We start from the raw sequence: 22,252 nt of genomic DNA, 5'->3' as shown, positions 1-22,252 counted from the left end.
CTAGGCACGTCCCGTCCGATCAGTAATGCGGGGTCCCTCCTGCCCGATCCGAACTTTGAGCTTGTTCTCAGGTCGCCGCAGCCCGATTGCCAACTTGTCGTCGGAGACCTGCCCGCCTGCCACGCGGCCGGATAGCACCTTATCTATCTGCGGTTGGAATGCGCACGGGCGTTGCAAGCGGAAAATGTGCGTTCTGCCAGCGAAACTTAGCTTGGATCGAAGGCGGCTTTTTTAGGGCTCCGTTTACTCGGCAAATCTAGCAATCGTCTTCACCGCGGTGGCGAACGGCTCGACTGCGGTGTTTTCGATGTGGCGGGTGGGCCGCTCATGGGGAGGGGTACATGCGGATGAGGGATTTCAAGATTGCGCGGAAACTGGGGCTGGCCTTCGCGCTCCTGGTCGTCGGGGCCGGCGGCATGGGGGCCGTCGTCTACCACCAGGTCGTGACCGTGGAGCAGGCCGGCCGGGCCAGCGAGGTGCATGGTCGCATCGTTGCGGCCGCGACCGATATCCGGCTTTCGATGGCACGCCTGGAAAGCTCCGTGCGCGGGCTGCTGATCAGCAGGGACAAGCGCTACATCGACAGCATCGAGAAGCACTATGCGAGCCTCTTGAAGAACGTCGACATGACGAAGAAGACGGCCGAAAACAATCCGGACGTCGCGGCCAGGATGAAGACCATGCTCGATCATGTCGGCCTGTGGCGGCTGAAGGTTCTCGAGCCGGTGATGGAGAAGGCGCTCAAGGAGAAGACCTACGCCCAGGCCGTGGAGATCGCCATGTCCGACGCGGCAGACGGCTACATCGACCCGGCGCAGACCATCATCGAGGAACTGCGGGAGGCGGAGGACGCGGCGATGGACAACGCCGCGGTCGCGGTGGCCAGGGCGAATTTCGCGACCAAGGTGACGCTCGGCGTCGGCATCGGCTTGCTGATCCTCGCCTCCGCCCTGCTCGGCTGGCTGCTGAACCGGCTGATCGGCAGGCCCGTGTCGGAAATGACCGGACTGATGCTGAAGCTTGCCGGCGGCGACACCGACATCGCACTGGAGCGCTACAATCGCCGCGACGAGATCGGCGCCATGGCGCGCGCCGTCGAGGTCTTCCGGGACGCGGCCGATGAAAACCGGCGCCTCGAGGCCGAGACGGCGTCGGTGCGACGGACGCAGGAAGAGGAGCGCGAGCGCCAGACGGCGATCGACAGCGCGCGGGCGGAGGGTCTGCGCGGTTTCGTCGATGCCGTCCAGCATTGCTTCACCGAACTGTCGGAAGGCGACCTCACCATCCGCATGAACGATGCGGTGGCGCCGGAGTTCGAGCCCATTCGCGACAAGTTCAACGACACGGTCGCGGCGCTGGAGGACGCGGTCGGTTCGGTCGTCGCCTCGATCGGCACGATCCGCGCCGGCCTTGCGCAGATCTCCGATGCGTCGAACGATCTCGCCAAGAGGACGGAGCAGCAGGCCGCGAACCTGGAGGAGACGGTTGCCGCCCTCTCCGATGCCTCCCGCGGGGTGGACGAAGCGGCGATCGGCGCCGGCCGTGCGCAGGAGTTTGCGACGACCGCGCAGGACAATGCGCGCAGGGGCGGCGAGATCGTTGCGACGGCGGTCGAGGCGATGACGGCGATCGAGTCGTCGTCCAACCAGATCGGCATGATCATCGGCGTCATCGACGAAATCGCCTTCCAGACCAACCTGCTCGCGCTCAATGCCGGCGTCGAGGCGGCCCGCGCCGGCGAGGCCGGCAAGGGCTTCGCCGTGGTCGCACAGGAGGTCCGCGAGCTCGCCCAGCGGTCGGCTGGGGCCGCCAAGGAGATCAAGGATCTGATTTCGACCTCGGGCCGGCAGGTCGGGGAGGGGGTCAAGCTGGTGAAGGCCTCCGGTGTGTCGCTGCAGGAGATCGTGACCCAGGTTTCGGATGTGAGCGGCGTCGTCGCCGAAATCGCCCGCACCTCGCGCGAACAGGCGACGAGCCTGAGGGAGGTCTCCGCCGCCGCCGATCTCATGGACAAGGTGACCCAGCAGAATGCGGCGATGGTCGAGGAGACCACGGCGGCCGCACGGTCGCTCGCCCTGGAAACGGAAGACCTGGCGCGGCAGGTGCAGCGGTTCAGGACGGGGTCGGCGGTCACGCTGGGGCAGATGGCGACCGCAATGCGGCGGGTTGCCTGACATCGGACGGGGTGCGGCGGCGGTCGGCCGGCGCGCTCCGGTCCCGGCGGAAACGCGGCTTCGGCAACGTCTCGACGACGAAAGGCCCCGCGGCGCGATTTGAAGCCGTTCACCGCTGCGGCAAACAGGAAGCCCGGCAACCGTCATGGCGGTTGCCGGGCTTTTCATGGTTCGGGTCTTTGCGGTGCCTGCAGGCCGGATTCGTCGTTACTTCGCCTTCAGGCCGAACAGGTTCTCGGCGTTCCGGAAGCAGATCTTCTCCATGTCCTCCTTCGGAAGATCGAGGCTGGCGAGGATCCTGAGGGTGTCGCGGATGTAGCCGGGGCCCTTTTCGGGATCAAAGGGGCTGTCGGAGGCGAAGAGGATGCGGTCGCTGCCGTAGAACTCCAGGCCGCAGAGCGTGGCGGCGCGCGAGCCGAAGACGGCGGTGTCGGCATAGAAGTCCTTGAAATAGTCGAGCGGCCGCTTCTTCAGCCGCTTCAGGACCTGGGTCAGGTCTTCGTCGGAGGTCCGCTTGCCGAGCTGGTCCCAGCCCGGACCGACGCGGCCTTCGAAGAAGGGAACCATCGCCCCCATGTGGTGGGCGAGGACCTTGAGCCCGGGCAGGCGATCCATGAAGCCGGAGAAGACGAGGCGGGCCATGGCGGCGCTCGTCTCGTAGGGCCAGCCGAAAGTCCACCAGATCTCGTATTTCGATTTGTCCTCGGTCGCGTAGTCCGGCATCGAGGCGCCGCGCGAGGGATGCAGCAGCACCGGCTTGCCGTATTTCGCCGCCATCTCGAAGATCGGGAAGAAGCGCTCTTCGTCGAGCGGCGCGCCGTTGACGTTGGTGTGGATCTGCAGGCCGTTGGCCCCGAGATCGGCGAAGGCGCGCTCGGCCTCCTTCACGGCGGCTTCCGGCGCATTCATCGGCAGGGCGGCGACGAAGCCCGCGAAACGGTCGGGATGCCTGTCCACCAGCTCGGCCAGCCCGTCATTGCCGATGCGGGCGAACTCCGTGGAGACCTCCGGACCGCCCATGGCCTCCAGCGGCGGCATGCCGAGCGAGAGGATCTGGGTATAGTCGCGGAATTCATCCATCACCCGCAGGCGGGCGTCGAGATCGTAGATGCAGGGAATGCCCTGCATGCGCCGGCCGATGTCCCTGCCGGCGCCCTCCAGCTTCTGGATGCGCTCCCACAGAGCCCTGGGGAAAAAGTGGTTGAATGCGTCGATATAGTGCATGGGTCTCCTCCGGAACGATCGGCAATGCCGATCAGCCGCGCTTCAGGCGGCGTACGAGATAGGCGAACGTCGCCTTGAACATTTCTTCGCGAAACATGTGCTTGCGCTTGGCCTTGATATCCTCGGGCTTGCCGAGCGCCCTGGCCCCGCCTGCCGCCTCCACCCACAGCTGCATCATGCAGGCGTTTTCGAGCGACAGGGCGAGATAGATCGCCTGCTCGATCGTCGGCGCGGCGGTGACGAGGCCGTGGTTCTGCAACAGCATGGCGTCGCAGGCGCCGAGCGTTGCCGCCACGGCCCGGCCGCGCTCGGCCGTGGTGATCAGCTGGGTGGTTTCGGAAAACACCGGAAGCCCCTCGGCGAAGATGGAGCCCGGGTGGCCGATCGCCTGCAGCGGCTTGCCAAGCGCCGAAAAGCTCACGGCATAGGGCGCATGGGTATGGACGACGGCGTTGATGTCGGGGCGGGCGCGCAGCACCTCGGAATGGATGTAGACCTCGTTGTGGCGGCCGTGGTCGCCCTCGATCTTCTCGCCGTCGAGACCGACGGTGATGATGTTGTCGAGGGTGATCTCCTCCAGCCCGATCTTCGACGCCTTCATGTAGAACCGGTCCGGCGCATCGGGAACGCGCACGGAGATGTGGCCGCGCGTCCAGTCGCCCTGGCCGGCCTGTTCGAGGATGCGGCCCGCCTCGATCATGCGCTGCTTCAGGTCTTCGTGCATGGTCATATCCTCCGGTCGGTTCGGCTGTCGTTCGCAAGCCGTGGCCTGCCAGGCAGGCTTGAAGTCTTCCCTGTCGGGCGTATCGCAGGCGCTACACACGGTGCTTGTCGCCCCGCTTGCGGCCCTGCGAGAGGTCGAGGAAGAGCTCGGACAGGTCGAGCTTCCTGTCGATCAGGCCCTGCTGCAGGGCGTAGCCGATCGCCGTTTCCAGCGTCTTGCGGTTCTGCGCGCCAAGGCCATAGGCCCAGGGGTCGTCGCCAAGGATGGCCTGCTGTTCCTCCCAGGCCTCGCGATACCAGGCGAGCGGCACGATGCGCGGGTTCTCCATGCGCTCCATGGCGATGCGCTTGGCCTCGGTGAAGGCCTGGTAGAGGTTGATCGGCACCCAGGGATGGCGCTCGACGATCTCGGGGCGGATGCCCAGCACATGCATGATGGGGAAAATGCCGGTGCGCTCGAAATAGCCGATCTCCTCGCGCTTGTAGTCGGGAAACAGGCGGCCGACGCGCGGATCCTTGCGCACGATCGGATCGATCAGGTCGGGATGCAGAAGGGCGTCGATCTCGCCGTCGACCAGCATCTGCTCGACGGACTTGTCGTCCGGCAGGCGATGGAGTTTCAGGCCGGCGGGCGGCGTGAACTCGACGTCCTCGTCGAGCTCGGCATACCAGTCCATCGCCGTGTGCGGCACGCCGTACTCGCTCTCCAGAAGACCGCGCTGCCAGAGGGTGGCGGTCACCAGATAGTTCTTCACGCCGACCTTGCGGCCGATCAGGTCCTTCGGCTCGCGGATGCCGCTTGCGGTATTGATGAAGATGAAACCGTGCCGGAAGCGGCGGTGCAGGAAGACCGGGATCGCGGCGAACGGCAGGTTACGGCCCCGCGCGGCGATATAGGAGGACAGCGAAACCTCGGCGACGTCGAATTCGCGGTTTCTCAGGAAGCGCCAGTGCCGGGTGGTGGAATCCATCTCCGTCAGTATGGTGAGATCGATGCCGTCCGGCTTGACCGTGCCTTCCTTCAGGGCCCGGACGATCTCGTAGTCGCCACAGGCCAGGGTCAGTTCCACTTTTCTCGTCATGTTTCCTCCCGCCGCGCTCCCTCTCGGAGGCTGCTTCGCCACCATGCTTCAGCCGATGCGTCTTGTCCATCGTTTTTTGTAAAATCCCAAAATATGAGATTTTTATATTTTTGAGATTGACGAAAAGAATCGCCCTGCAATACTGAGCGCCCAAGAAGGAGGCCGCATTCGCCGGCAATCTGCCGGAAAGATGCGCTGCTGCCCGATCGATCTCGTTCAACGCTGTTTGATGGAATCCCATAATGAATGAAACGGATGTCATTGTTGTCGGAGCCGGTCCCGTCGGGTTGACGCTCGCGATCGACCTGGGGCAGAGGGGGGTCCGCTGCACCCTGATCGAGAAGAAGGCGAGCCCGGAATTCCTGCCGAAGATGGAGCGCTGCAACGCGCGCACCATGGAAATCTTCCGGCGCATGGGCCTGTCGCAGAAGATCAGGGCGGCGGGGCTCGATGCCTCGGTGCCGATGGATGTCTATGTGGTGCTGGCGATGAACGAGCCGCCGCTTCTCAGGCTGCCCTACGGTTCGGTGTCGCAGGCGCTGGAGGAGATCGCCCGCTCCGAGGATGCGTCGCTGCCGCTCGAGGCCTATCAGCTGATCTCGCAATACACGCTGGAGCCGCTGCTGAAGTCGGTCGCCGAAGCACTGCCGTCGGTGACGGTGCGCTATGGCTGCGAGTTCCTGTCGTTCGAGCAGGACGCGGGCGGGGTGACCGCCACGATTCTGGACGGCAAGGGCGACAGGCGCACGATCCGGGCGAAGTATCTCGTCGGTTGCGACGGCGGGGCAAGCCCTGTGCGCAAGCAGCTCGGCATCAAACTGCGCGGCGAGGGCAATCTCCTGCATCTGCGGCAGGCGCTCTACCACAGCGAGACGCTGTACGACCGCATTCCGATCGGGGACGGTCCCGGCCGAGGGCGGCACTATCATGTGGCGGACGGGCAGTCGACCTTCCTGATCATGCAGGATTCGACGAAGCACTGGACGCTGCATGCCGTGGTCGAGCGCGACGAGGACATGGCCGCCCAGTTCGAGAAGGCGGTCGGCACGCCGGTCGACTACAGCATGCTCTATGTCGGGCAGTGGAAGCAGAACCTGCTGCTCGCCGATCACTATGGCGCTGGCCGGGTGTTCCTTGCCGGCGACGCCGCCCATCTGGTCATTCCGACCGGCGGGCTCGGCATGAACACCGGCGTCGGCGATGCGGTGGACCTGGGCTGGAAGCTGGCGGCGACGCTCCAGGGCTGGGGCGGTCCCCATCTTCTCGCCTCCTACGAGATCGAGCGCCGGCAGGTGGGCGACCGGAACGTGGGCGCCTCGCGCTATGCCTCGCTCGGCCGGCGCAAGTGGCGCTCGCAGTATCGCCCGGACATTCGCGATGCGACGCCGGCGGGGCAGGCGACGCGCGACAACCTCGCACGGGTGGCCGATGTCGAGCAGCGCAAGACCAACGAGATGATCGGGGCGGAGCTCGGCTACCGCTATGTCGGTTCGCCCGTCATAACCGACGAGCCGGGCGGGCCGGAACATCTCTTCCGCGAGTATCACCCGACGACCTGGCCAGGCGCGCGCCTGCCGCATCTGTGGCTCGAGAACGGCGTCGCGGTGCAGGACCTGATCGGGCCGGGCTATACGCTGCTGCGGCTCGGCGGGACCGGCGCCGACGACGGCAAGCTCGCGGAGGCTTTCGGCGCGCGTGGCGTTCCCTTCGCGACGCTCGATATTCCGGGGCAGAAGGCGCGGGACATCTACGGCTACGACCTGATCCTGCTCCGGCCGGACATGCACGTCGTCTGGCGCGGCAAGCAGGCGCCGGAGGATGCCGCAGCGCTTGCGGCGATGGCTACGGGGCACTGATGGCAAAGGGCCGCGCATTCCAGACGGAATCGCGGCCCGAGACGGCGCTTCCTGCAGGTGGGCGCTATTGTTTCTCGAAGGCTTCATGGCCGAGGCCGAGGCTCGGAAAGACGAGCGACTTGATCACGACAGGCACGGCGCCGGAGGTCTCGAGGATGGCGCCGATGTCGATGAAATCGAACTCGTCGAGCTTGATGCCGTCGATCGACACGACTTTTGCGATGCCCGTATCCTGCTGGCAGTGCATGCCGACGAGGCCGCCGATATCGCCTTCGCCGACGAGGATGAGGGGATGCCCCTTGGCGAGGATCGGCGCGAAGCCTTCGGCGATCCCCCGGCAGAAGCCGTCGAGACGCCCGTAGCTGGCAGAACCCTCCCATTCGTAGCAGAGGCCGACCGGGCTTTCGCCGTCGACGAGGTCGAGGCGGGACAGCGCGTCGCGGACCGCTTCGGCGACCGCGCCGGCATCGATTTCCTCGTCGAAGGCGAGGGGCGGTTTGATCACCGGCACGTTGCGGAGCGGAAGCAGCCCCAGCGGCTCGACATAGATCGTGCTGCCGCTGACCTGCACCGTATACTGGGAGGCGCCGACGACGGTGGCGCGAATGCCCTGCTCCGGCACCTCCAGTCGCGGCGGCCAGGCGGCGAGCTTCCTTCGCAGCGCCTCGGCAAGGAGGGGGCCGAGATCGCTGAAGCTCTGTTCCTGCCCGGCATAGAAGAATTCCGAGACGCCGCCGGAGATGGTGACGACATCGGGAAGCGGCCCGGCCGGCAAGGGCGGCAGACGATGCAGGGCCAGCGTCTGCGGCGGCAGGGCGCCGCCCTGCATGGCCTCGAACAGGCAGTCGATCATCGTATCGGCGATCCGGCGCGCATCGGCCGTGCTCAGGACATCGCCGATCGCGACCGGCACCCCGGCGCGGCCGGCGAAATGATGGCCGGCCTCCTCGATCCGGGTGATGCGGCGGGTCTCGTCGAAGGCGATGACGCGCGCGCCGATGTCGATGGCGCTGATGTGGCGGATCGCGCCGCCCTCGCAGAGCGCGAGCTTGGACGTGCCGCCGCCGATATCGACGTTGAGGACACGGATGTTGCCCCTGGCCGAGCGCGCCACCGCGCCGGAGCCGAAGGCGGCGAGCGTGGTTTCCAGCCCGTCGCCGGCGCTGACGACCACGAACTTTCCGGTTTGGGCCGAAAAGATGTCGCCGATGGCGCGGGCATTCTTCCTGCGCACGGCGACGCCCGTCAGGATGAGGGCGCCGGTGTCGATGGCCCCGGGCTCCAGGCCGGCCGCCGCATATTGCTGCGCGATGAAGGCGCCGAGCGCCTCGGCGTCGATCTCGTTGTTGCCGCTATAGGGTGTCAGCAGCACGTCCGACTGGTGCAGCAGCGTGCGCTCGACCACCATGTAGCGGGTATCGAGCCTTTCGAGCACGATGCGCGAGAAGGCGAGATGGGAGGTGGAGGAGCCGATATCGATGCCGACGCTCGTCAGCACGATCTCGTCCTCCAGCTCCATGCTGCGGCCGACATTCGAAAAGAAGATGCGGCCGCCCTGTTCTTCCTCGTCGTCGGCCATGGGTCAGACGACGGTGGACATCTTGGAGGTGGTGTCGGCCGGCTTCTCGTACCATTCCGGCTTCATGCGCACTTCCACGCCGTTCTTCTTCAGGAGCGCCTCGTATTCCTGGCGGATGTGCGGATCCTCCATCCAGTAGGGGATGGCGGTGCCGCCTTCGTTGACGTTGATGGCGGTGTAGTCGGTGTGCTTTTCGCCGGGGGCGCCGGGATCGCGGCCCGGATTGTGCGGGCCGAACCAGGCGAGCAGGCGGAAGGGTTCCTTGGAGACGCTGAAATGCTGGTGGTACCAGCGCGCGCCGCCGGGAGCGGCCGTCACCATGCCGAACTGGCCATAGTCGAGCCGGCGCACGCGGTGCGCATGACCGTCCCGCCAGGGATTGACGCCGCATTCCTCGGGCCAGGTATAGGTGTAGCCCGAGCCGCTGAGGCAGATCAGGATCGCCGCCGAGGTGTGGGCATGCGCCTTGGAATAACGGCCGTTCTCATGCTGGCCGATCCAGAAATAGAACTGGTTGTTGGTCATGAACGGCTCGACGCGGCGGTAGCCGGGCGAGCGGCGGTTGTCGAGCGGCAGGTCGCAATTGACCGCATCCGGCAGGAAGTTGGTGCGGCGCATGGCGAGGCCGCGCACCGGATCGGGCTCGATCTCTTCGCGATACTTGTAGAAGTCGTCGGCGCCGGAGAAGCGGTCGCGGAAGACGAAGGGGTTGTTGAAGACCGCCTCGACATTGTTGATCTGGTTCAGGACGTTCGGCGCGGTCGTGCCGCCCATCAGCAGGGCAGGCTTGTTGGTGGCGTTGACGATGCGGTGCATGGCGTTCATCGGGATCGAGAACATCGAGCCCTGCTGCCACTCGAAGACATGCTTCTTGCCTTCGCCTTCCAGCCACACCTCGGTCGATCCGCGCCCTTCGACGACGAGGTAGATCTCCTCGTACATGTGCTTTTCGGGATTGAGCGCGCCGCCGGCCGGGACCTCTACGACATGGTGGCCCCACTTCGTTTCGGTGCCGTAGAGCTGGATGTAGGAGCCGCGGCCGCCGGTGCGCTTCCAGGGGGCGAGCGGCAGGTCGCGCACATTGGGTATGCCGAGGTCGCGGAAGACCGGAATGCCTTCGGATTCCATGAACTGGTCATAGGGTGTCGGCTTCTTCTTGAATTCGCCGAAGCCCGCCTTCTTGGTGCCTGCCGGCTCGTGCCAGTGCGTGCCGGTGCCGCCGCCGAGTGGGTCCTGGTGCATCGCTGTCTCCTCTCACATCCAAAACGCCGGGCAGCGGAAGGTGCCCCGACGCCCTGGTCGCAGGCATGGCCGCACGGCCGTCTTCCTTCCCGGTTTGAAGAGACGCTAACAGATGCCCCATGGCGCGGTAGTGCGAATTCGGAAAGGGCTTCTTTCTGACGGGAAACGAATGGAGAGGTGACGCCGGGTCAGCTGCGGGCGATGGTCTTGGAGATCACGGCTGCGCAGAAGACCACCCGCTCGGCAATGTCGTCCAGCGATCTCGCCTGGAGCTGCGCGTCGGGCAGGGTCAGGCTGAGGCTGCCGAGGATTTCCGCGCGCGCGTCGAACACGGGCGCGGCGATGCCGGTGACGCCGGGGGTGACGTCGCCGGCGGTGCTGACCCAGCCGCGCTGGCGTTGCTCGCGCAGGATGGCCTTGGCGTCTCGCAGCGTCTCGCCGAAGCCGGCCTCGGCGAATTGCGCCGCTGCATCGCCGTGGAACTTGCGCAACTGGTGTTCGGGCAGGTAGGCGAGGATGGCGAGCGAAGCCGCGCCGTGCAGCAGCGAGCGACGGCGGCCGCGCTCATAGCCGGAGTGGATGGCGTCGGTGCCGCTTTCCTGGTGGACGCAGAGCACGTCGAAGCGATAGCGACGGCACAGGAGCGCGATGCCGCGAAACTGGCCGGCCAGCTCCTCCATGACGGTGCGGGCGGCGCGGATCAGCAGGTCGCCCGTGCGGATCTTGTAGTCGAGTTCGACGATGCGCGGTCCGAGCATGTAGCCGACCGAGGGCAGCGACGTCAGCAGCCCGGCATCGGTCAGCGTCTTCAGATAGCGATAGAGGGTCGAGCGGGTGTAGCCGAGCCTTTCGTGCATTTCGTCGATGGTGACGGTGACCGCATTCTCCTCGCCGTCGAACAGGTCGAGAAGGCCCAGCATCTTTTCATGGCTGTTCAAGCGGCATGCCTCCCGGAGACAGGAGCGCAGGAGCGTTCGGCGGGGCAAGGAAGGGAATGGTCGTGCAACGACATGTCTCTCGGCTCGGATTGCAAGCGGCGAGAACCGCCGCTGCGCCGGCCGCCGGCGCCGGAAGGGCGGGCGGGCCGAAGCAGCGGCAATTGTGTGTCACCTGCGCGGGGCCATCAAGCGATTTCGAACGATGATGCCGTGGCCGCCCACAGTCTCCGGCGCCCTCAGGCGGCCCAGGCCTCCGGGAAGACGCCCTCGCGAATGGCGCCGAGGGTGTAGTAGCTCCAGAGCTTGCGGATGTGATGGCCGCGGCGGAAGCTGTGGGAGAAGGACTCGATCTCTTCGTCGGTCAGCGGCTTGGGCTTGCCGAGGGAGCAGGCGCGATAGGCCGCCTCGGCATTTTCGACGAGATGGACGGAATCGATGAAGACACCGCGGACCGTTTCCGCCGTGACGATCTGCCCATGGGCGCGGATCTGCATGGCATGGTGCGGCCCGAGCGTCCTGACGATGCCCCGGCCGCGCTCCGGGTCGTCGACATGCGCCGGATCCGGATGCACCGGGATGCCGCTCTTCCAGCGGATCGCATGGTTCTTGAAGGCCAGCAGCGGCACATCCTCGACGAGGGTGAAGACGTTGGTCACGTCGTGATGGAAGTGTGCGATCGCATTCACGTCCGACCGTGCGCGATAAATCTCACAATGAAGGAAAACTTCCGACGGCGGTTTGACGCCGGGCGTGCCGGCCACCACCTTTCCGTCGAGGTCGCAGACCAGCAGGTCGTCCGGGCTGACCTCGGCGCGGCTCTTGTTCTGGGGCTGGACCAGGAAGGTCTCGCCGCCCGGAAGGCGGGCCGAGACGTGGCCGCTATATTCCAGGATTTTCATGCTGTTGAGCAGTCGCGTGCTCATGGATACGTCGAGCCGGAGAGCCTCTTCGGACGCGATTTCCGTCGCATCCGCCCGATGATCCGCGTGTTTCTGCAGTGTCATGCCATCCTCCACTTTTAATAAATCCCACATTATACGAATTATTACGCCTGGCAAGTGGGCGCCAGGCCGTGGAGGCTAGACTTCGATCAGCACGCTATTGTCCTCGATGCTCACCTTGTAGGTCTTCACCGGCACCATGCAGGGAGGGGTGACGACTTCGCCGGTGCGGACGTCGAAGGCGCCGTTGTGGAAGTCGCATTCGATCGTGTGGCCGTCGAGATAGCCTTCGGACAGCGAGCCGGGGCCGTGCGTGCACAGGTCGTCGGTGACGTAGAAGACGCCGTTGACGTTGAACACAGCGAGGATGAGGTCTCCCTCCTCGACGCGGATGGCGCTGTCCCAATCCACGTCGTCAGTCGAACACAGCCTGATCTTGGTGCATGCCTCGGCCATTTTCCGTTTCCTCCTTCGAGATTCATGCGGCGCTTGACGACGCCCCTTTCAGCGAGTACGTTCCTTAAAAAGAAACGACGTTCCACATAAAGGAACGATCAAAGGATAGCGGATCATTCGCGAACGTCAACCCGTATTTCCGGCCGCCGGTTTCGGCAGGCGGGCGAGGGATGGCAGACATCAAAGGGAGGGTTGCGTCGGCAGCCCCGATCTGGAGGAAAAGGAATGCTGAGGAAGGAACAGAACGATCTCTTGACGCAGACGGGCCCCGGTACGCCGATGGGCGAGATGTTCCGCTGTTACTGGATCCCGGCGCTGCTGGCGGAGGAGCTGCCGGACAACGACTGCGCGCCGGTGCGCGTCAAGCTGCTCGGCGAGCGGCTGCTCGCCTTCCGCGACAGCGAAGGGCGCTACGGCCTCATCGACGAATTCTGCGCGCATCGCGGCGTTTCGCTCTGGTTCGGCCGCAACGAGCAGGGGGGGCTGCGCTGCCCCTATCACGGCTGGAAATACGACCATACCGGCCAGTGCACGGAGGTGCCGTCGGAGCCGAAGGAAAGCGGCTATTGCGGCAAGATCAAGCTGAAGTCCTATCCGCTCATCAAGGTCGGCGACATCCTGTGGACCTATATGGGCCCGGCCGAGAAGGAGCCGCCGCATCCGGAATGGGAGTTCGCGCTCGTTCCCGCCGAGCAGACCTTCACCTCGAAGCGCTGGCAGGAATGCAACTGGCTGCAGGCGATGGAAGGCGGCATCGATTCCAGCCACGTTTCCTGGCTGCACAGCGGCAGCCTCAACAGCGACCCGCTCTTCAAGGGCGCACGCGGCAACAAGTACAACATGTCGGACGCCCGTCCCTTCTTCGAGGTGACCGACAGCGAGGGCGGCCTCTATATCGGCGCGCGCCGCAATGCCGAGGAGGGGCACTACTACTGGCGCGTCACCCCCTGGGTCATGCCGTCCTTCACCATGGTGCCGCCGCGCGGCAACCATCCGGTCCACGGTCACTTCTGGATCCCGATCGACGACGAGAACTGCTGGGCCTGGAGCTTCGACTACCGTCCGGAGCGGGCGCTGACGACCGAGGAGCGCCAGGCGATGATCGACGGCAAGGGCATCCATGTCGCCTATGTGCCGGGCACCTATCGTCCGCTCGCCAACAAGGACAACGACTACCTGATGGACCGCGAGGCGCAGCGCAAGGGCACCACCTATTCCGGCGTCGAGGGCATCGCCATGCAGGATGCCTCCCTGCAGGAAAGCATGGGGCCGATCGTCGACCGCTCGAAGGAAAACCTCGTCTCGACCGACAACGGCATCATCATGGCCCGGCATCGCCTGATGAAGGCGGCCCGGGCGCTGCGCGACAAAGGCATCACGCCGCCCGGCGTCGATCCGGCCCATCATCGCATCCGCTCGGCCGCGATCGTCCTGCCGGTGGACAAGCCCTATGTCGACGTGGCCGACGAGGCACTGGTCGTCATCGAAGGCAAGGCGCCGACGAGCGTCTGACGAAAGACGATGCCGGCCCTTGGAAAAAGGGCCGGCCTTGCGGCGAAAGACCCGCGCCCGGCAATGGAGGAGATCATGCAGCTTGGAATGAGTGAGAGCGCCCGCTTCAGCACCGCGGAGGAGGCCCGTTTCCGCATCGGCTATCCGAACTCGCGGCCGCGCAAGTCGCGCATCATCGCGCTCGACGCAGAAAGCCTCGAAGCGCTGCGCGACCTTGCCGGCCAGACGTGGAACGACGCGCATTTCCTGCGCTACGTCGAGGCGCGGCCGGTCAGCGACAGGCTGCACATGCTGCCTGTCGACGCGGTGCTGGAGGACTTCGACGGCAACCGCGTCAACCTCGTGGACGAGGTCGCCGACGCCGACGTGATCGTGATGGTGACGACCGCCGGTGCCGCGGCGGAGGCCGCCGAGGTCATCGGCAACGCCTGTTTCGTGCGCAACAAGCTGCCGACCGGCCTGGTGCTGAGCGCGCCGGAGGTGCCCTACGAGGTGCTGTCGCGCACGCTGATCAATATGCGCCCCTTCGCGGCCATGCTCGTGATCTCGAACGGCGCCGAGTATGTCAGCGAAATGCTGAGCGCCCTAAGGGTTTGAGATCGTTCGGGGCATTGTGGGAAATCGGGCGAGCTGTGTTATGGACGGACCATGAACCTGCAAACGGATGACCCGATCATGAACGCACCCCAGAAGCAGACCGAAAAGCCCGCCAAGGGCCCCGCCACGCGCAACCGGCTCTCGTCGGTGGCGACCGCCATCCACCTCCTGAAGGCCTTCTCCGAAAACGAGGTGGAGATCGGCGTCAGCGCGCTGGCCAAGAAGCTCAAGGTGGCCAAGAGCACGGTGCACCGGCTGGCGCAGACGCTGGTCGCGGAGGGGCTGCTGGAGCAGAACCCGCAGACCGAGCGCTACCGGCTGGGCGTCGGCCTCTTCGCACTCGGCACGCTGGTGCGCCGGCGCATGGACCTGTCGAACGAGGCGCGACCGTATCTGTTCGACCTGCGCAAGCTGACGGGGGAGACCATCATCCTCGGCATCCCGGCGGATGGCGGGATCATGCACATCTACGACCTCGAGAGCCCGCAGGCGCTGGCGATCAAGTCGGACCTCGGCGCGCGCAAGCCCGCCCATTGCAGCGCGGTCGGCCGGGCGATCTACGCCTTCGCGCCGCCGGCGGCGATGGAGGAGGTGCTGGCCGGCCCGCTCCAGCGGCGCACGCCCAAGTCGGTCACCGATCCCGAACGGCTGCGGGCGATCTTCGCCGAGGTGCGCGCGCGGGGGGTCGCCTTCGAGGACGAGGAAAACGAACCCGGCATCCGCGCCGTCGCGGCGCCGGTGCGCGATTCGACCGGCGCCGTCATCGGCGCGGTCGCCATCGCAGGCCCCCTCCAGCGGCTTTCGATGGAGACGCTCGAAGGTTATTCGCAGCCGCTGCTCGCGGCCGCTGCGACCATATCATCCCGCCTCGGATACACCGCGGCCTATCAGCATGATCTAGGGAGTTGAAGATGCCGACGATTGCAGTCAAGGGAAGCGACATCCAGTGGCACTGTGCAGACGATGATACGATCATGCGATCGGCCCTGCGAGCCGGACTGGGTTTTCCCTACGAGTGCAACGTCGGTTCCTGCGGCAACTGCCGCTTCGATCTCCTGGACGGCGACATCGAGGAGCTGCGGGCCGATGCGCCGGGGCTGAGCCCGCGCGACCGGGAGCGCGGGCGCCGCCTCGGCTGCCAGGCCCGCCCGCTTTCCGACTGTACGGTCAAGCTGCGGTTCATGCCGCAATATGAGAGCCGTTTCCCGCCGGTCCGCCAGTCGGCCGTCCTTTCGGCCGTGCGCGACATCACCCACGACATCCGCGAATTCCGCTTCACGCTCGACCGCCCGGTCCGTTTCCTCGCCGGTCAGTATGCCCTGCTCGACCTGCCGGGCGTGGCGGGCAGCCGCGCCTATTCCATGGCGAACACCGACAACGACGCCGGCGAATGGCATTTCCAGATCCGCCGCGTGCCGAACGGTGCTGCGACGGGCAAGCTCTTCGACGCGCTTTCCGTCGGCGACAGGATCGGCGTCGACGGTCCCTACGGCATGGCCTATTTCCGCGAGGAGGCGGAGCGCGACATCATCTGTCTCGCCGGCGGTTCGGGATTGTCGCCGATGGTGTCGGTGACGCGCGCCGCCGCCGCCTCGCCGCGCTTTGCCGGCCGCAGCATCGATTTCGTCTATGGCGGGCGCACCGCGCGGGACATCTGCGGCGAGGACATGCTGGCCGCCCTGCCGCGCTTCGGCACCCATATCCGCTACCATCCGGTGGTGTCGGCGGACGACGAGGAGGGCTGGTCCGGCCATCGCGGCTTCGTGCACGAGGTGGCCGAACGACTGTTCTGCGATCGCCTGCGCGACTGCGAAATCTATTTCGCCGGTCCGCCGCTGATGGGGCAGGCGATCCAGAAGATGCTGGTTGACCGGGGCGTGCCGCCGGCCCAGGTTCATTTCGATCAATTCTACTGAGACGCACACGCCTATGCTGGGACATGCGATGAAGCTGCGGCAGCTTGCCTATTTCGTCAAAGTCGTTGAAGTCGGCAACATCACGCGCGCAGCCGAGCAACTCAATCTGGCGCAGACGGCGCTCGGCATCCAGATCCGCAACCTCGAGGACAGCCTGCAGATCCAGCTTCTCGACCGCCATTCCCGCGGCGTGAGCGCCACGCCGGCGGGCATGCTGCTCTACGAGCGTGCGATCGAGATCCTGCAGCGGATCGAGGAGACGCGGCGCGACCTGATCACCATGGGCGGCGAGAAGGTCCGCATCCGTTTCGGCGCCACGCCCAGCATCCTGAAGCTGATCGGCACGGAGCTGCTGGTGGCGGCGAACGCCCAGCTGCCGAACATCGCCCTCGAGGTGGTCGAGGAGCTCAGTTTCATGCTGACGGACGCGCTGGAGCGCGGCGAGCTCGACTATGTGCTCGCCTACGACATCGAGGACAATCCCGGCATCCGGCGCGTCGCGCTGCTGGAGGAGGACCTGCTGCACGTCTCGGCGCCCAACGGAAAGCAGCAGGACGGGGACATCTCCTTCCGCCAGGCGGTGGCGGGCGATCTCGCCCTCGTCTCCAACCGCGACATCATCTGGAAGCGCGTGCAGGAAACGGCGTCGCGGCTCTCCGTCGACGTGAAGATTACCTATCAGGTGCAGTCCAACGAGGCGATCAAGGCCCTGATCCTGCACGGCGTCGCCCAGAGCATCATGCCTTACGGGATCGTGGCCGAGGAGGTGCGCAAGGGCCAGCTGGTCGCCCGCCGCATCGCGCGGCCGGCGGTCAAACGCACGCTGTTCCTGGCGCATCCGAGCCATCGCGGCTTTGCCGACGAAAGACCGTTCCTCGCCTTCATCGACCGCATGGTCGACCGGCTGACCACGGAGGTCGGGCCCTACGCGCATACGATCGACCGGCTCATTCCGCCCGAGCAAGCGGATTTCGTTTGAGCTTGCCTATAGGTTTTATCTTGGACATTCCCGCCCCCGCGTTCGATGATCGGTCGAATTGAAACGGAGGACGGAGAGAAGGCCGCGAGGAACCGGGCGCCATTCCCGATCGGGGAGGCGACCGGTCGGCCGTTCCGTTCTCGGAAATGCCAGGGAGAAGACGCTGAGTTCGCTGCTACGCCTGTCGTTCGGTTGTTGGGATTACGACCGGATGCGCCCCCTCATGGACAAGACGATCGCTCCCGACGGCATCGACCTCGTCTTCCTGAACATGCCGGTCGAGGAAACCTTCTTCCGCATGCTGCGCCACCGGGAGTTCGACATCGCCGAGATGTCCCTGTCCTCCTACGTGATGTCGTGCTTCGCCGAGCCGCGGCCGTTCGTGGCCATTCCGGTGTTCCCGTCACGCTATTTCCGGCATTCCTCGATCTATGTGAATGCGGCGTCCGGCATCCGCGAGCCGCGCGATCTCGTCGGCAAGCGGGTGGGCACGCCGGAATACCAGATGACGGCCCCCGTCTGGATTCGCGGCATCCTGTCGGACGAATACGGCGTCAAGGTCGACGACGTCACCTACTATGCCGGCGGCGAGGAACAGCCGAACCGGCCGGAAAAGCTGCCGCTCGACCTGCCGGGCCATATCCGGCTCAACCGGCTGGGGCCGGACCAGACCCTGTCGGCGATGCTGCGGGACGGCGAGATCGACGCGCTCTACACCGCGCGGAAGCCCTCCTCCTACGACGGCCCGTCGGGACGCGTCAGGAGGCTGTTCGAGGATTTCGTCGAGGTCGAGCGGGCCTATTTCCGCAAGACCAACATCTTCCCGATCATGCACACGATCGTCATTCGCCGCGAGATCTACGAGGCCCATCGCTGGATCGCGCAATCGCTCTACAAGGCCTTTGCCGAGGCGCAGCGCCGCGTCTATCGCGAGCTGCAGGAAACGGCGGCTCTCAAGGTCATGCTGCCCTGGCTCAGCGCCCATGTGGAGGACGCGCGGCGGCTGATGGGAGAGGACTACTGGAGCTACGGCTTCCAGCAGAACAAGGAAACGCTCGACACCTTCCTGCGCTATTCGTACGAGCAGGGATTGTCGAAGCGCAGACTGCATTCGCAGGACATCTTCGCCCCGGAAACCATGGAGAGCTTCGTCATCTGACGCCCGATCCAGGGATCGGGCAGCGCCGGACATCGTCCTTTTGCCACAAGCACTTAGGCCGCCATGCGACGCGAGCATGGCAGGCCTGTTTGCGTTGCACTTTTCTCCGTTGCGCCGCAGCATTATATGCTTTGCATATAAAACGGAGAGACGAGAGATGACGACGCTGGTGGCACACTATGCAAACACGAACTGGCTGGGCAGCATGTTCGGCGGCTTCAGGGACGGCATGAGCATGCTCAGCGCGGCCCGCGAATGCGCCGACGCCACGCGCGAGCGGCGCCGTCCCTCGACCAGCGCCCTGCAGACGCTCGGCATCGACGAGACCGCCTTCCGCCAGGCGATCAAGCGCCGCTAGAGCCTCGCCGCTCGCTTCCCTGTCGTTCCGGGCGCCGGACCCTCCGGCGCTCCTGCCGGACCTGCTCCTGGCGAAGATCAGGTCATGGATATGACAAAGGCCGCCTCGAAGATCGAGGCGGCCTTTTACGTTTGCCGATCCCGCGCGAAGCGGTGTGCGGCCCGTCCGCGAGGAAATGCGAACCCGTCAGAGATAGCCGGACAGCAGGCCGACGCCGGCCAGCGCCATGGCGCTGCCGCCGAAGCGCATCGCGGTTGCCGAATTGGCGCCGACGCGGCCGATGGCAAGGCCCGCGCCGATGCCGGCGATGTGCAGAAGCGCGGTCGCGGCCATGAAGCCGAGGGCATATTGCAGGCCGGAGGCGTCAAGCGGCATTTCGGCGCCGTGCGCATGGCCGTGGAAGATCGCAAAGAGGCTGACGACGCCCATGGCCGCCGCAGTCGGCGGGTTCCAGCGAAGCGCCACGGCCAGGCCGAGCACGACGACCGATGCGGCAATGCCGATCTCGACGAACGGGACGGCGACGCCCTGCATGCCGAGAAGGCCGCCGACCGCCATCATCACGACGAAGCTCGCCGGCACCAGCCAGAGGGCGCGCCCGCCGAGGATGGAGGCGAATAGGCCCACCGCGACCATGGCCAGAACGTGGTCGACGCCGCCGATCGGGTGCATGAAGCCGTGGACGAGGCCGCCCGCATCGCCGACACCGGTATGGGCATGGGCGACAGCGGGAAGAGATGCGGCGGCCAAGGCCAGCAGACCGCTCCTGATTGCTGCTTTCATTTCTCGATTCCCTTGATGTTTCGAACGATAGCGCAGATGCCGACCGCTCGCTCCCGTCGCGGATTGTCCGGGGGGCTAACCTGCTGACAATGAAAATCCCCCATCCCACCTCGAAAGTAAATTTTAATCTCTTTACCTGCGTGTTAAGTTTTTCTATGCTTTGCTCATGAAAAACATAACGTTTCGTCAGCTGAAGTCTATGCTTGCGATCGAAAAGCAAGGCAAGGTCGTCGGGGCCGCGAAGGCGCTCGGCCTGACGGCGCCGGCCGTGACGCTGCAGCTCAAGCAGATCGAGGCGGAGGCCGGCGTTCCGCTGTTCGACCGGATGGCGCACGGCATGTTCCCGACCGAGGCGGGCCATGCGGTCCTGTCCGCCGCGCGCGACATCGAGGAGCGGCTGGCCCAGCTCGAGCAGGAGATGGACGCCTTCAAGGGCGTGAAGAGAGGCCGGATCGTCGTCGGCGCCGTTTCCACCGTGAAGTACTTCGCCCAGCCGATGGTGGCCGCCTTCGCCGCCGCCTATCCGAACATCGACCTGGAACTCGTCATCGAACGGCGGGCCGAAACCGTCGAGCGCCTGCGCAACCGCACGATCGACGTGGCGCTGCTCGGTCGCCCGCCGCGGGAGTTTTCGGTGCGCGCTGCGATCTTCGGCGAGCATTCGCTCGTCGCCGTCAGTTCCCGTCATCACCCGCTGGTGGGCAGGCATGCGATCTCGAAGGCAGAGATCGCGCGCGAGCATTTCTATCTTCGCAACCCGGATTCGGGGACACGCGTCTTCTTCGATCGCTTCATGAGCGAAATCCCGGGACGGGCGGATGGCCCGAACACCGAGATGGAATCGATCGAGGACATCAAGCGGGCCATCCTGGCCGACAACGGCGTGGCCTTCCTCGCCGCCCACAGCGTGGCGGCGGAGGTCCAGGCCGGCGAGCTTGCCATCCTGGACGTCGTCGGCCTGCCGATCCGCCGACAATGGTTTGCCGTCAGCCGCACGGACAGGGCCATGACTCCGCTGATCGCGGCGTTCGAGACGTTCCTCTCCAGCGAGGGAAAGAAATTTCTTCCCGATTTCGTCGGCCTGGAGGACGCCTCCGCCTGAGGCGGAGGCGTGCCCGTTCGTCAGGCGGAGCCGGCGGCGCCGGTCAGGAACGCGATCACCCGGGCATTGGTGGCCGCCTCGGTCTGGGCGGAGACCGGGACATCCCAGTATTCGGAGCCCGGAATGCATTCCTGCAGATAGCGCGCTGCCGAAGTCGCGTGGGACGCGTCGGCGCCCGGCACGATCAGGGTCGGGATGCCAAGCCGCAGCAGTTCCTCCGGTTCGGCACACGGCGAGGTGTCGCGATCCAGAAGGCGCCGGACCATGCCTGCCACGATCAGCTTGTACTGCTCGACGTTCTGCGTCGCATAGCGTTCGGCAAACGCGGGATCGGTGCGCAGGACCGAAACCCACGGGCCGACGCGCGGGTCCTTGCCGAAGGCGCTGCCGGGCTGCCTGGCAAGATCAACGACGGCTTCGAGCCCGTTCTGGTGGACAAAGGCCAGATGCTCGGCAAAGCGCTGGTGCCCGTTGATCCGGTACCTGGCGCCGCCGACGGGCCAGAAGAGCACCATGCCGGCCGTGGCCTGCGGGTAGGCGACGCCGAAGGCGGCGGCGACGGTGCACCCCATGCAACCGCCCATGATGTAGGCCCTGTCGATGCCGAGCGCGTCGAGCATGCCCTTGGCGTGGTGCGCATAGTCGACCCATTGCAGGGCCTCGACGCGGCCACCGGACTTGCCGGTGTCGCGGCGGTCGAAGGCGATGCAGGTGTAGTCCTTCGTCAGATTGTCGAGGAACTTCACCTGCGAATAGATGCCCTGGGTCCGCCACTTTTCCACGTCGGCATCGAAGCCGCCGGGCGCGCACATCAACAGGGGAGGGCCGGAACCGATCACCTCGTAGTAGGTATCGATTCCATCGATGACGACGTTTGCCAAGGTACATCTCCTTGAATGGATGCCCGGCCCGCGAGGCGGCCGCGGCCCGATCGGGTTAGAGGCCTTCGCAGCCGAGACGCTGGAGCGTTTCGTCGACCCAGAGCTTGGGGTCGAGCTTGCCGGCCAGCGTATTGGCGAGGGTCTTGGATTCGGTCTCGTGCTTTTTGGCGGCGGCCTGGTAGAGGGCTTCGGTCTGGTCGTAGGGGACGCAGAGCAGGCCATCATCGTCGCCGATGACGAGGTCTCCCGGTTCGATCACCATGCCGCCCAGCGAGATCGGCACGTTGATCTCGCCCGGGCCATCCTTGTAGGGGCCGCGATGGGTCACGCCGGCGGCGAACACCGGATAGGTGTTGGTGCGGATCCAGCCGTAGTCCCGCACGGCGCCGTTGATGACGACGCCGACGACGCCGATGGCGCGGGCATGCGACAGCATCATTTCCCCGACGAGCGCGTTGGAGAGATCGCCGCCGGCGTCAACGACGATGACGTCGCCCGGCTCGGCCATCTTGAGGGCCTTGTGGATCATCAGGTTGTCACCGGGGCGGGTCCGGACCGTGAAGGCGGCGCCGGCCATGGTGCCACCGGCATGGAGCGGGCGGAGCGTGGGACCGCCGGCGGTCAGGCGGTTCATGGCGTCGCTGACGCAAGCGACGGGGACATCGAGAAAGCGCTTTGCGGTTTCGGCGGTCACCTTGCGGTGGCGTGGCAGAATTCTGAATCCGATGGACACGAGCGTTGCTTCCATTG

At 65.7% G+C, this 22,252-nt stretch carries 21 protein-coding genes; 10 read left to right on the top strand and 11 right to left on the bottom strand.

All coding sequences use genetic code 11. The features are described 5' to 3' along the window. Positions 1-341: 341 nt before the first annotated feature. Positions 342-2,174 (top strand): methyl-accepting chemotaxis protein, encoded by a 1,833-nt coding sequence (locus tag P0086_RS22940; RefSeq protein WP_275790270.1) that lies wholly within the window; start codon positions 342-344, stop codon positions 2,172-2,174. A 207-nt stretch (positions 2,175-2,381) separates the two neighbouring features. Here the strand turns inward: P0086_RS22940 and P0086_RS22935 are convergent, their stop codons facing one another. The 3 genes from P0086_RS22935 to P0086_RS22925 all read right to left on the bottom strand — a co-directional run bounded on the left by P0086_RS22935 (position 2,382) and on the right by P0086_RS22925 (position 5,203). Then, positions 2,382-3,398: an amidohydrolase family protein gene (locus P0086_RS22935; RefSeq protein ID WP_148150954.1), complete on the bottom strand. Its 1,017-nt coding sequence runs from the start codon at positions 3,396-3,398 to the stop codon at positions 2,382-2,384. A gap of 31 nt (positions 3,399-3,429) precedes the next feature. Next, a complete protein-coding gene (locus tag P0086_RS22930) occupies positions 3,430-4,122 on the bottom strand; it encodes a class II aldolase/adducin family protein (RefSeq protein WP_162702511.1) in 693 nt (230 codons plus the stop codon). Positions 4,123-4,213: 91 nt separating this feature from the next. After that, a complete protein-coding gene (locus P0086_RS22925) occupies positions 4,214-5,203 on the bottom strand; it encodes an ABC transporter substrate-binding protein (protein ID WP_275790266.1) in 990 nt (329 codons plus the stop codon). A gap of 242 nt (positions 5,204-5,445) precedes the next feature. Between P0086_RS22925 and P0086_RS22920 the strand changes: the two genes are divergently transcribed. Further along, on the top strand, positions 5,446-7,059 hold the full coding sequence (locus tag P0086_RS22920; protein ID WP_275790264.1) for an FAD-dependent monooxygenase: 1,614 nt from the start codon (positions 5,446-5,448) through the stop codon (positions 7,057-7,059). Between the two features lie 64 nt (positions 7,060-7,123). On the opposite strand, the gene P0086_RS22915 is transcribed toward P0086_RS22920, so the two are convergent. The 5 genes from P0086_RS22915 to P0086_RS22895 all read right to left on the bottom strand — a co-directional run bounded on the left by P0086_RS22915 (position 7,124) and on the right by P0086_RS22895 (position 12,215). Next, positions 7,124-8,638, bottom strand: a complete 1,515-nt coding sequence (locus tag P0086_RS22915; RefSeq protein WP_275790261.1) for an ethanolamine ammonia-lyase reactivating factor EutA — start codon at positions 8,636-8,638, stop codon at positions 7,124-7,126. A 3-nt stretch (positions 8,639-8,641) separates the two neighbouring features. Continuing rightward, positions 8,642-9,880 (bottom strand): cupin domain-containing protein, encoded by a 1,239-nt coding sequence (locus P0086_RS22910; protein ID WP_112598212.1) that lies wholly within the window; start codon positions 9,878-9,880, stop codon positions 8,642-8,644. 188 nt (positions 9,881-10,068) lie between these two features. After that, the gene (locus tag P0086_RS22905; RefSeq protein ID WP_275790259.1) at positions 10,069-10,818 is read right to left on the bottom strand and encodes an IclR family transcriptional regulator; all 750 of its coding nucleotides are present in this window, start codon (positions 10,816-10,818) and stop codon (positions 10,069-10,071) included. A 236-nt stretch (positions 10,819-11,054) separates the two neighbouring features. Continuing rightward, the gene (locus P0086_RS22900) at positions 11,055-11,822 is read right to left on the bottom strand and encodes a class II aldolase/adducin family protein (protein WP_275790257.1); all 768 of its coding nucleotides are present in this window, start codon (positions 11,820-11,822) and stop codon (positions 11,055-11,057) included. 75 nt (positions 11,823-11,897) lie between these two features. Continuing rightward, positions 11,898-12,215 (bottom strand): non-heme iron oxygenase ferredoxin subunit, encoded by a 318-nt coding sequence (locus P0086_RS22895; RefSeq protein ID WP_112598218.1) that lies wholly within the window; start codon positions 12,213-12,215, stop codon positions 11,898-11,900. A gap of 225 nt (positions 12,216-12,440) precedes the next feature. Here P0086_RS22895 and P0086_RS22890 point away from each other — a divergent pair, with 225 nt between their 5' ends. The 7 genes from P0086_RS22890 (at position 12,441) to P0086_RS22860 (ending at position 18,736) form a co-directional block, all read left to right on the top strand. Then, entirely contained in the window at positions 12,441-13,727 is a 1,287-nt protein-coding gene (locus P0086_RS22890; protein ID WP_275790254.1) for an aromatic ring-hydroxylating dioxygenase subunit alpha, read from the top strand. A 75-nt stretch (positions 13,728-13,802) separates the two neighbouring features. Continuing rightward, on the top strand, positions 13,803-14,324 hold the full coding sequence (locus P0086_RS22885) for a hypothetical protein (RefSeq protein ID WP_148150958.1): 522 nt from the start codon (positions 13,803-13,805) through the stop codon (positions 14,322-14,324). A 78-nt stretch (positions 14,325-14,402) separates the two neighbouring features. Further along, positions 14,403-15,233, top strand: coding sequence for an IclR family transcriptional regulator (locus P0086_RS22880; RefSeq protein ID WP_112598402.1), 831 nt, complete (start codon positions 14,403-14,405; stop codon positions 15,231-15,233). A gap of 2 nt (positions 15,234-15,235) precedes the next feature. Continuing rightward, on the top strand, positions 15,236-16,240 hold the full coding sequence (locus P0086_RS22875; RefSeq protein WP_148656773.1) for an FAD-binding oxidoreductase: 1,005 nt from the start codon (positions 15,236-15,238) through the stop codon (positions 16,238-16,240). 28 nt (positions 16,241-16,268) lie between these two features. After that, positions 16,269-17,219: a LysR family transcriptional regulator gene (locus P0086_RS22870; protein ID WP_162702508.1), complete on the top strand. Its 951-nt coding sequence runs from the start codon at positions 16,269-16,271 to the stop codon at positions 17,217-17,219. Between the two features lie 223 nt (positions 17,220-17,442). Beyond that, positions 17,443-18,378 carry an ABC transporter substrate-binding protein gene (locus P0086_RS22865; protein WP_275790249.1) on the top strand — a complete coding sequence of 312 codons (936 nt, stop codon included), beginning with the start codon at positions 17,443-17,445 and terminating at the stop codon, positions 18,376-18,378. A gap of 157 nt (positions 18,379-18,535) precedes the next feature. Further along, positions 18,536-18,736, top strand: coding sequence for a hypothetical protein (locus P0086_RS22860; protein WP_112598229.1), 201 nt, complete (start codon positions 18,536-18,538; stop codon positions 18,734-18,736). A gap of 186 nt (positions 18,737-18,922) precedes the next feature. Here P0086_RS22860 and P0086_RS22855 read toward each other — a convergent pair whose 3' ends face one another. Next, positions 18,923-19,519, bottom strand: coding sequence for a HupE/UreJ family protein (locus P0086_RS22855; RefSeq protein WP_112598230.1), 597 nt, complete (start codon positions 19,517-19,519; stop codon positions 18,923-18,925). Between the two features lie 166 nt (positions 19,520-19,685). Here P0086_RS22855 and P0086_RS22850 point away from each other — a divergent pair, with 166 nt between their 5' ends. Continuing rightward, entirely contained in the window at positions 19,686-20,621 is a 936-nt protein-coding gene (locus tag P0086_RS22850) for a LysR family transcriptional regulator (RefSeq protein ID WP_112598231.1), read from the top strand. Between the two features lie 20 nt (positions 20,622-20,641). Here the strand turns inward: P0086_RS22850 and P0086_RS22845 are convergent, their stop codons facing one another. Beyond that, a complete protein-coding gene (locus tag P0086_RS22845) occupies positions 20,642-21,502 on the bottom strand; it encodes an alpha/beta hydrolase (RefSeq protein ID WP_275790243.1) in 861 nt (286 codons plus the stop codon). Between the two features lie 55 nt (positions 21,503-21,557). Further along, entirely contained in the window at positions 21,558-22,235 is a 678-nt protein-coding gene (locus P0086_RS22840) for an RraA family protein (protein WP_148150961.1), read from the bottom strand. Between the last annotated feature and the right edge of the window lie 17 nt (positions 22,236-22,252).

It is taken from the genome of Mycoplana sp. MJR14, assembly GCF_029210525.1.
Classification (GTDB): Bacteria; Pseudomonadota; Alphaproteobacteria; order Rhizobiales; family Rhizobiaceae; genus Mycoplana.
Note: the sequence above shows the minus strand (reverse complement) of the source record. Positions and strands in the feature narration are given on the sequence as shown.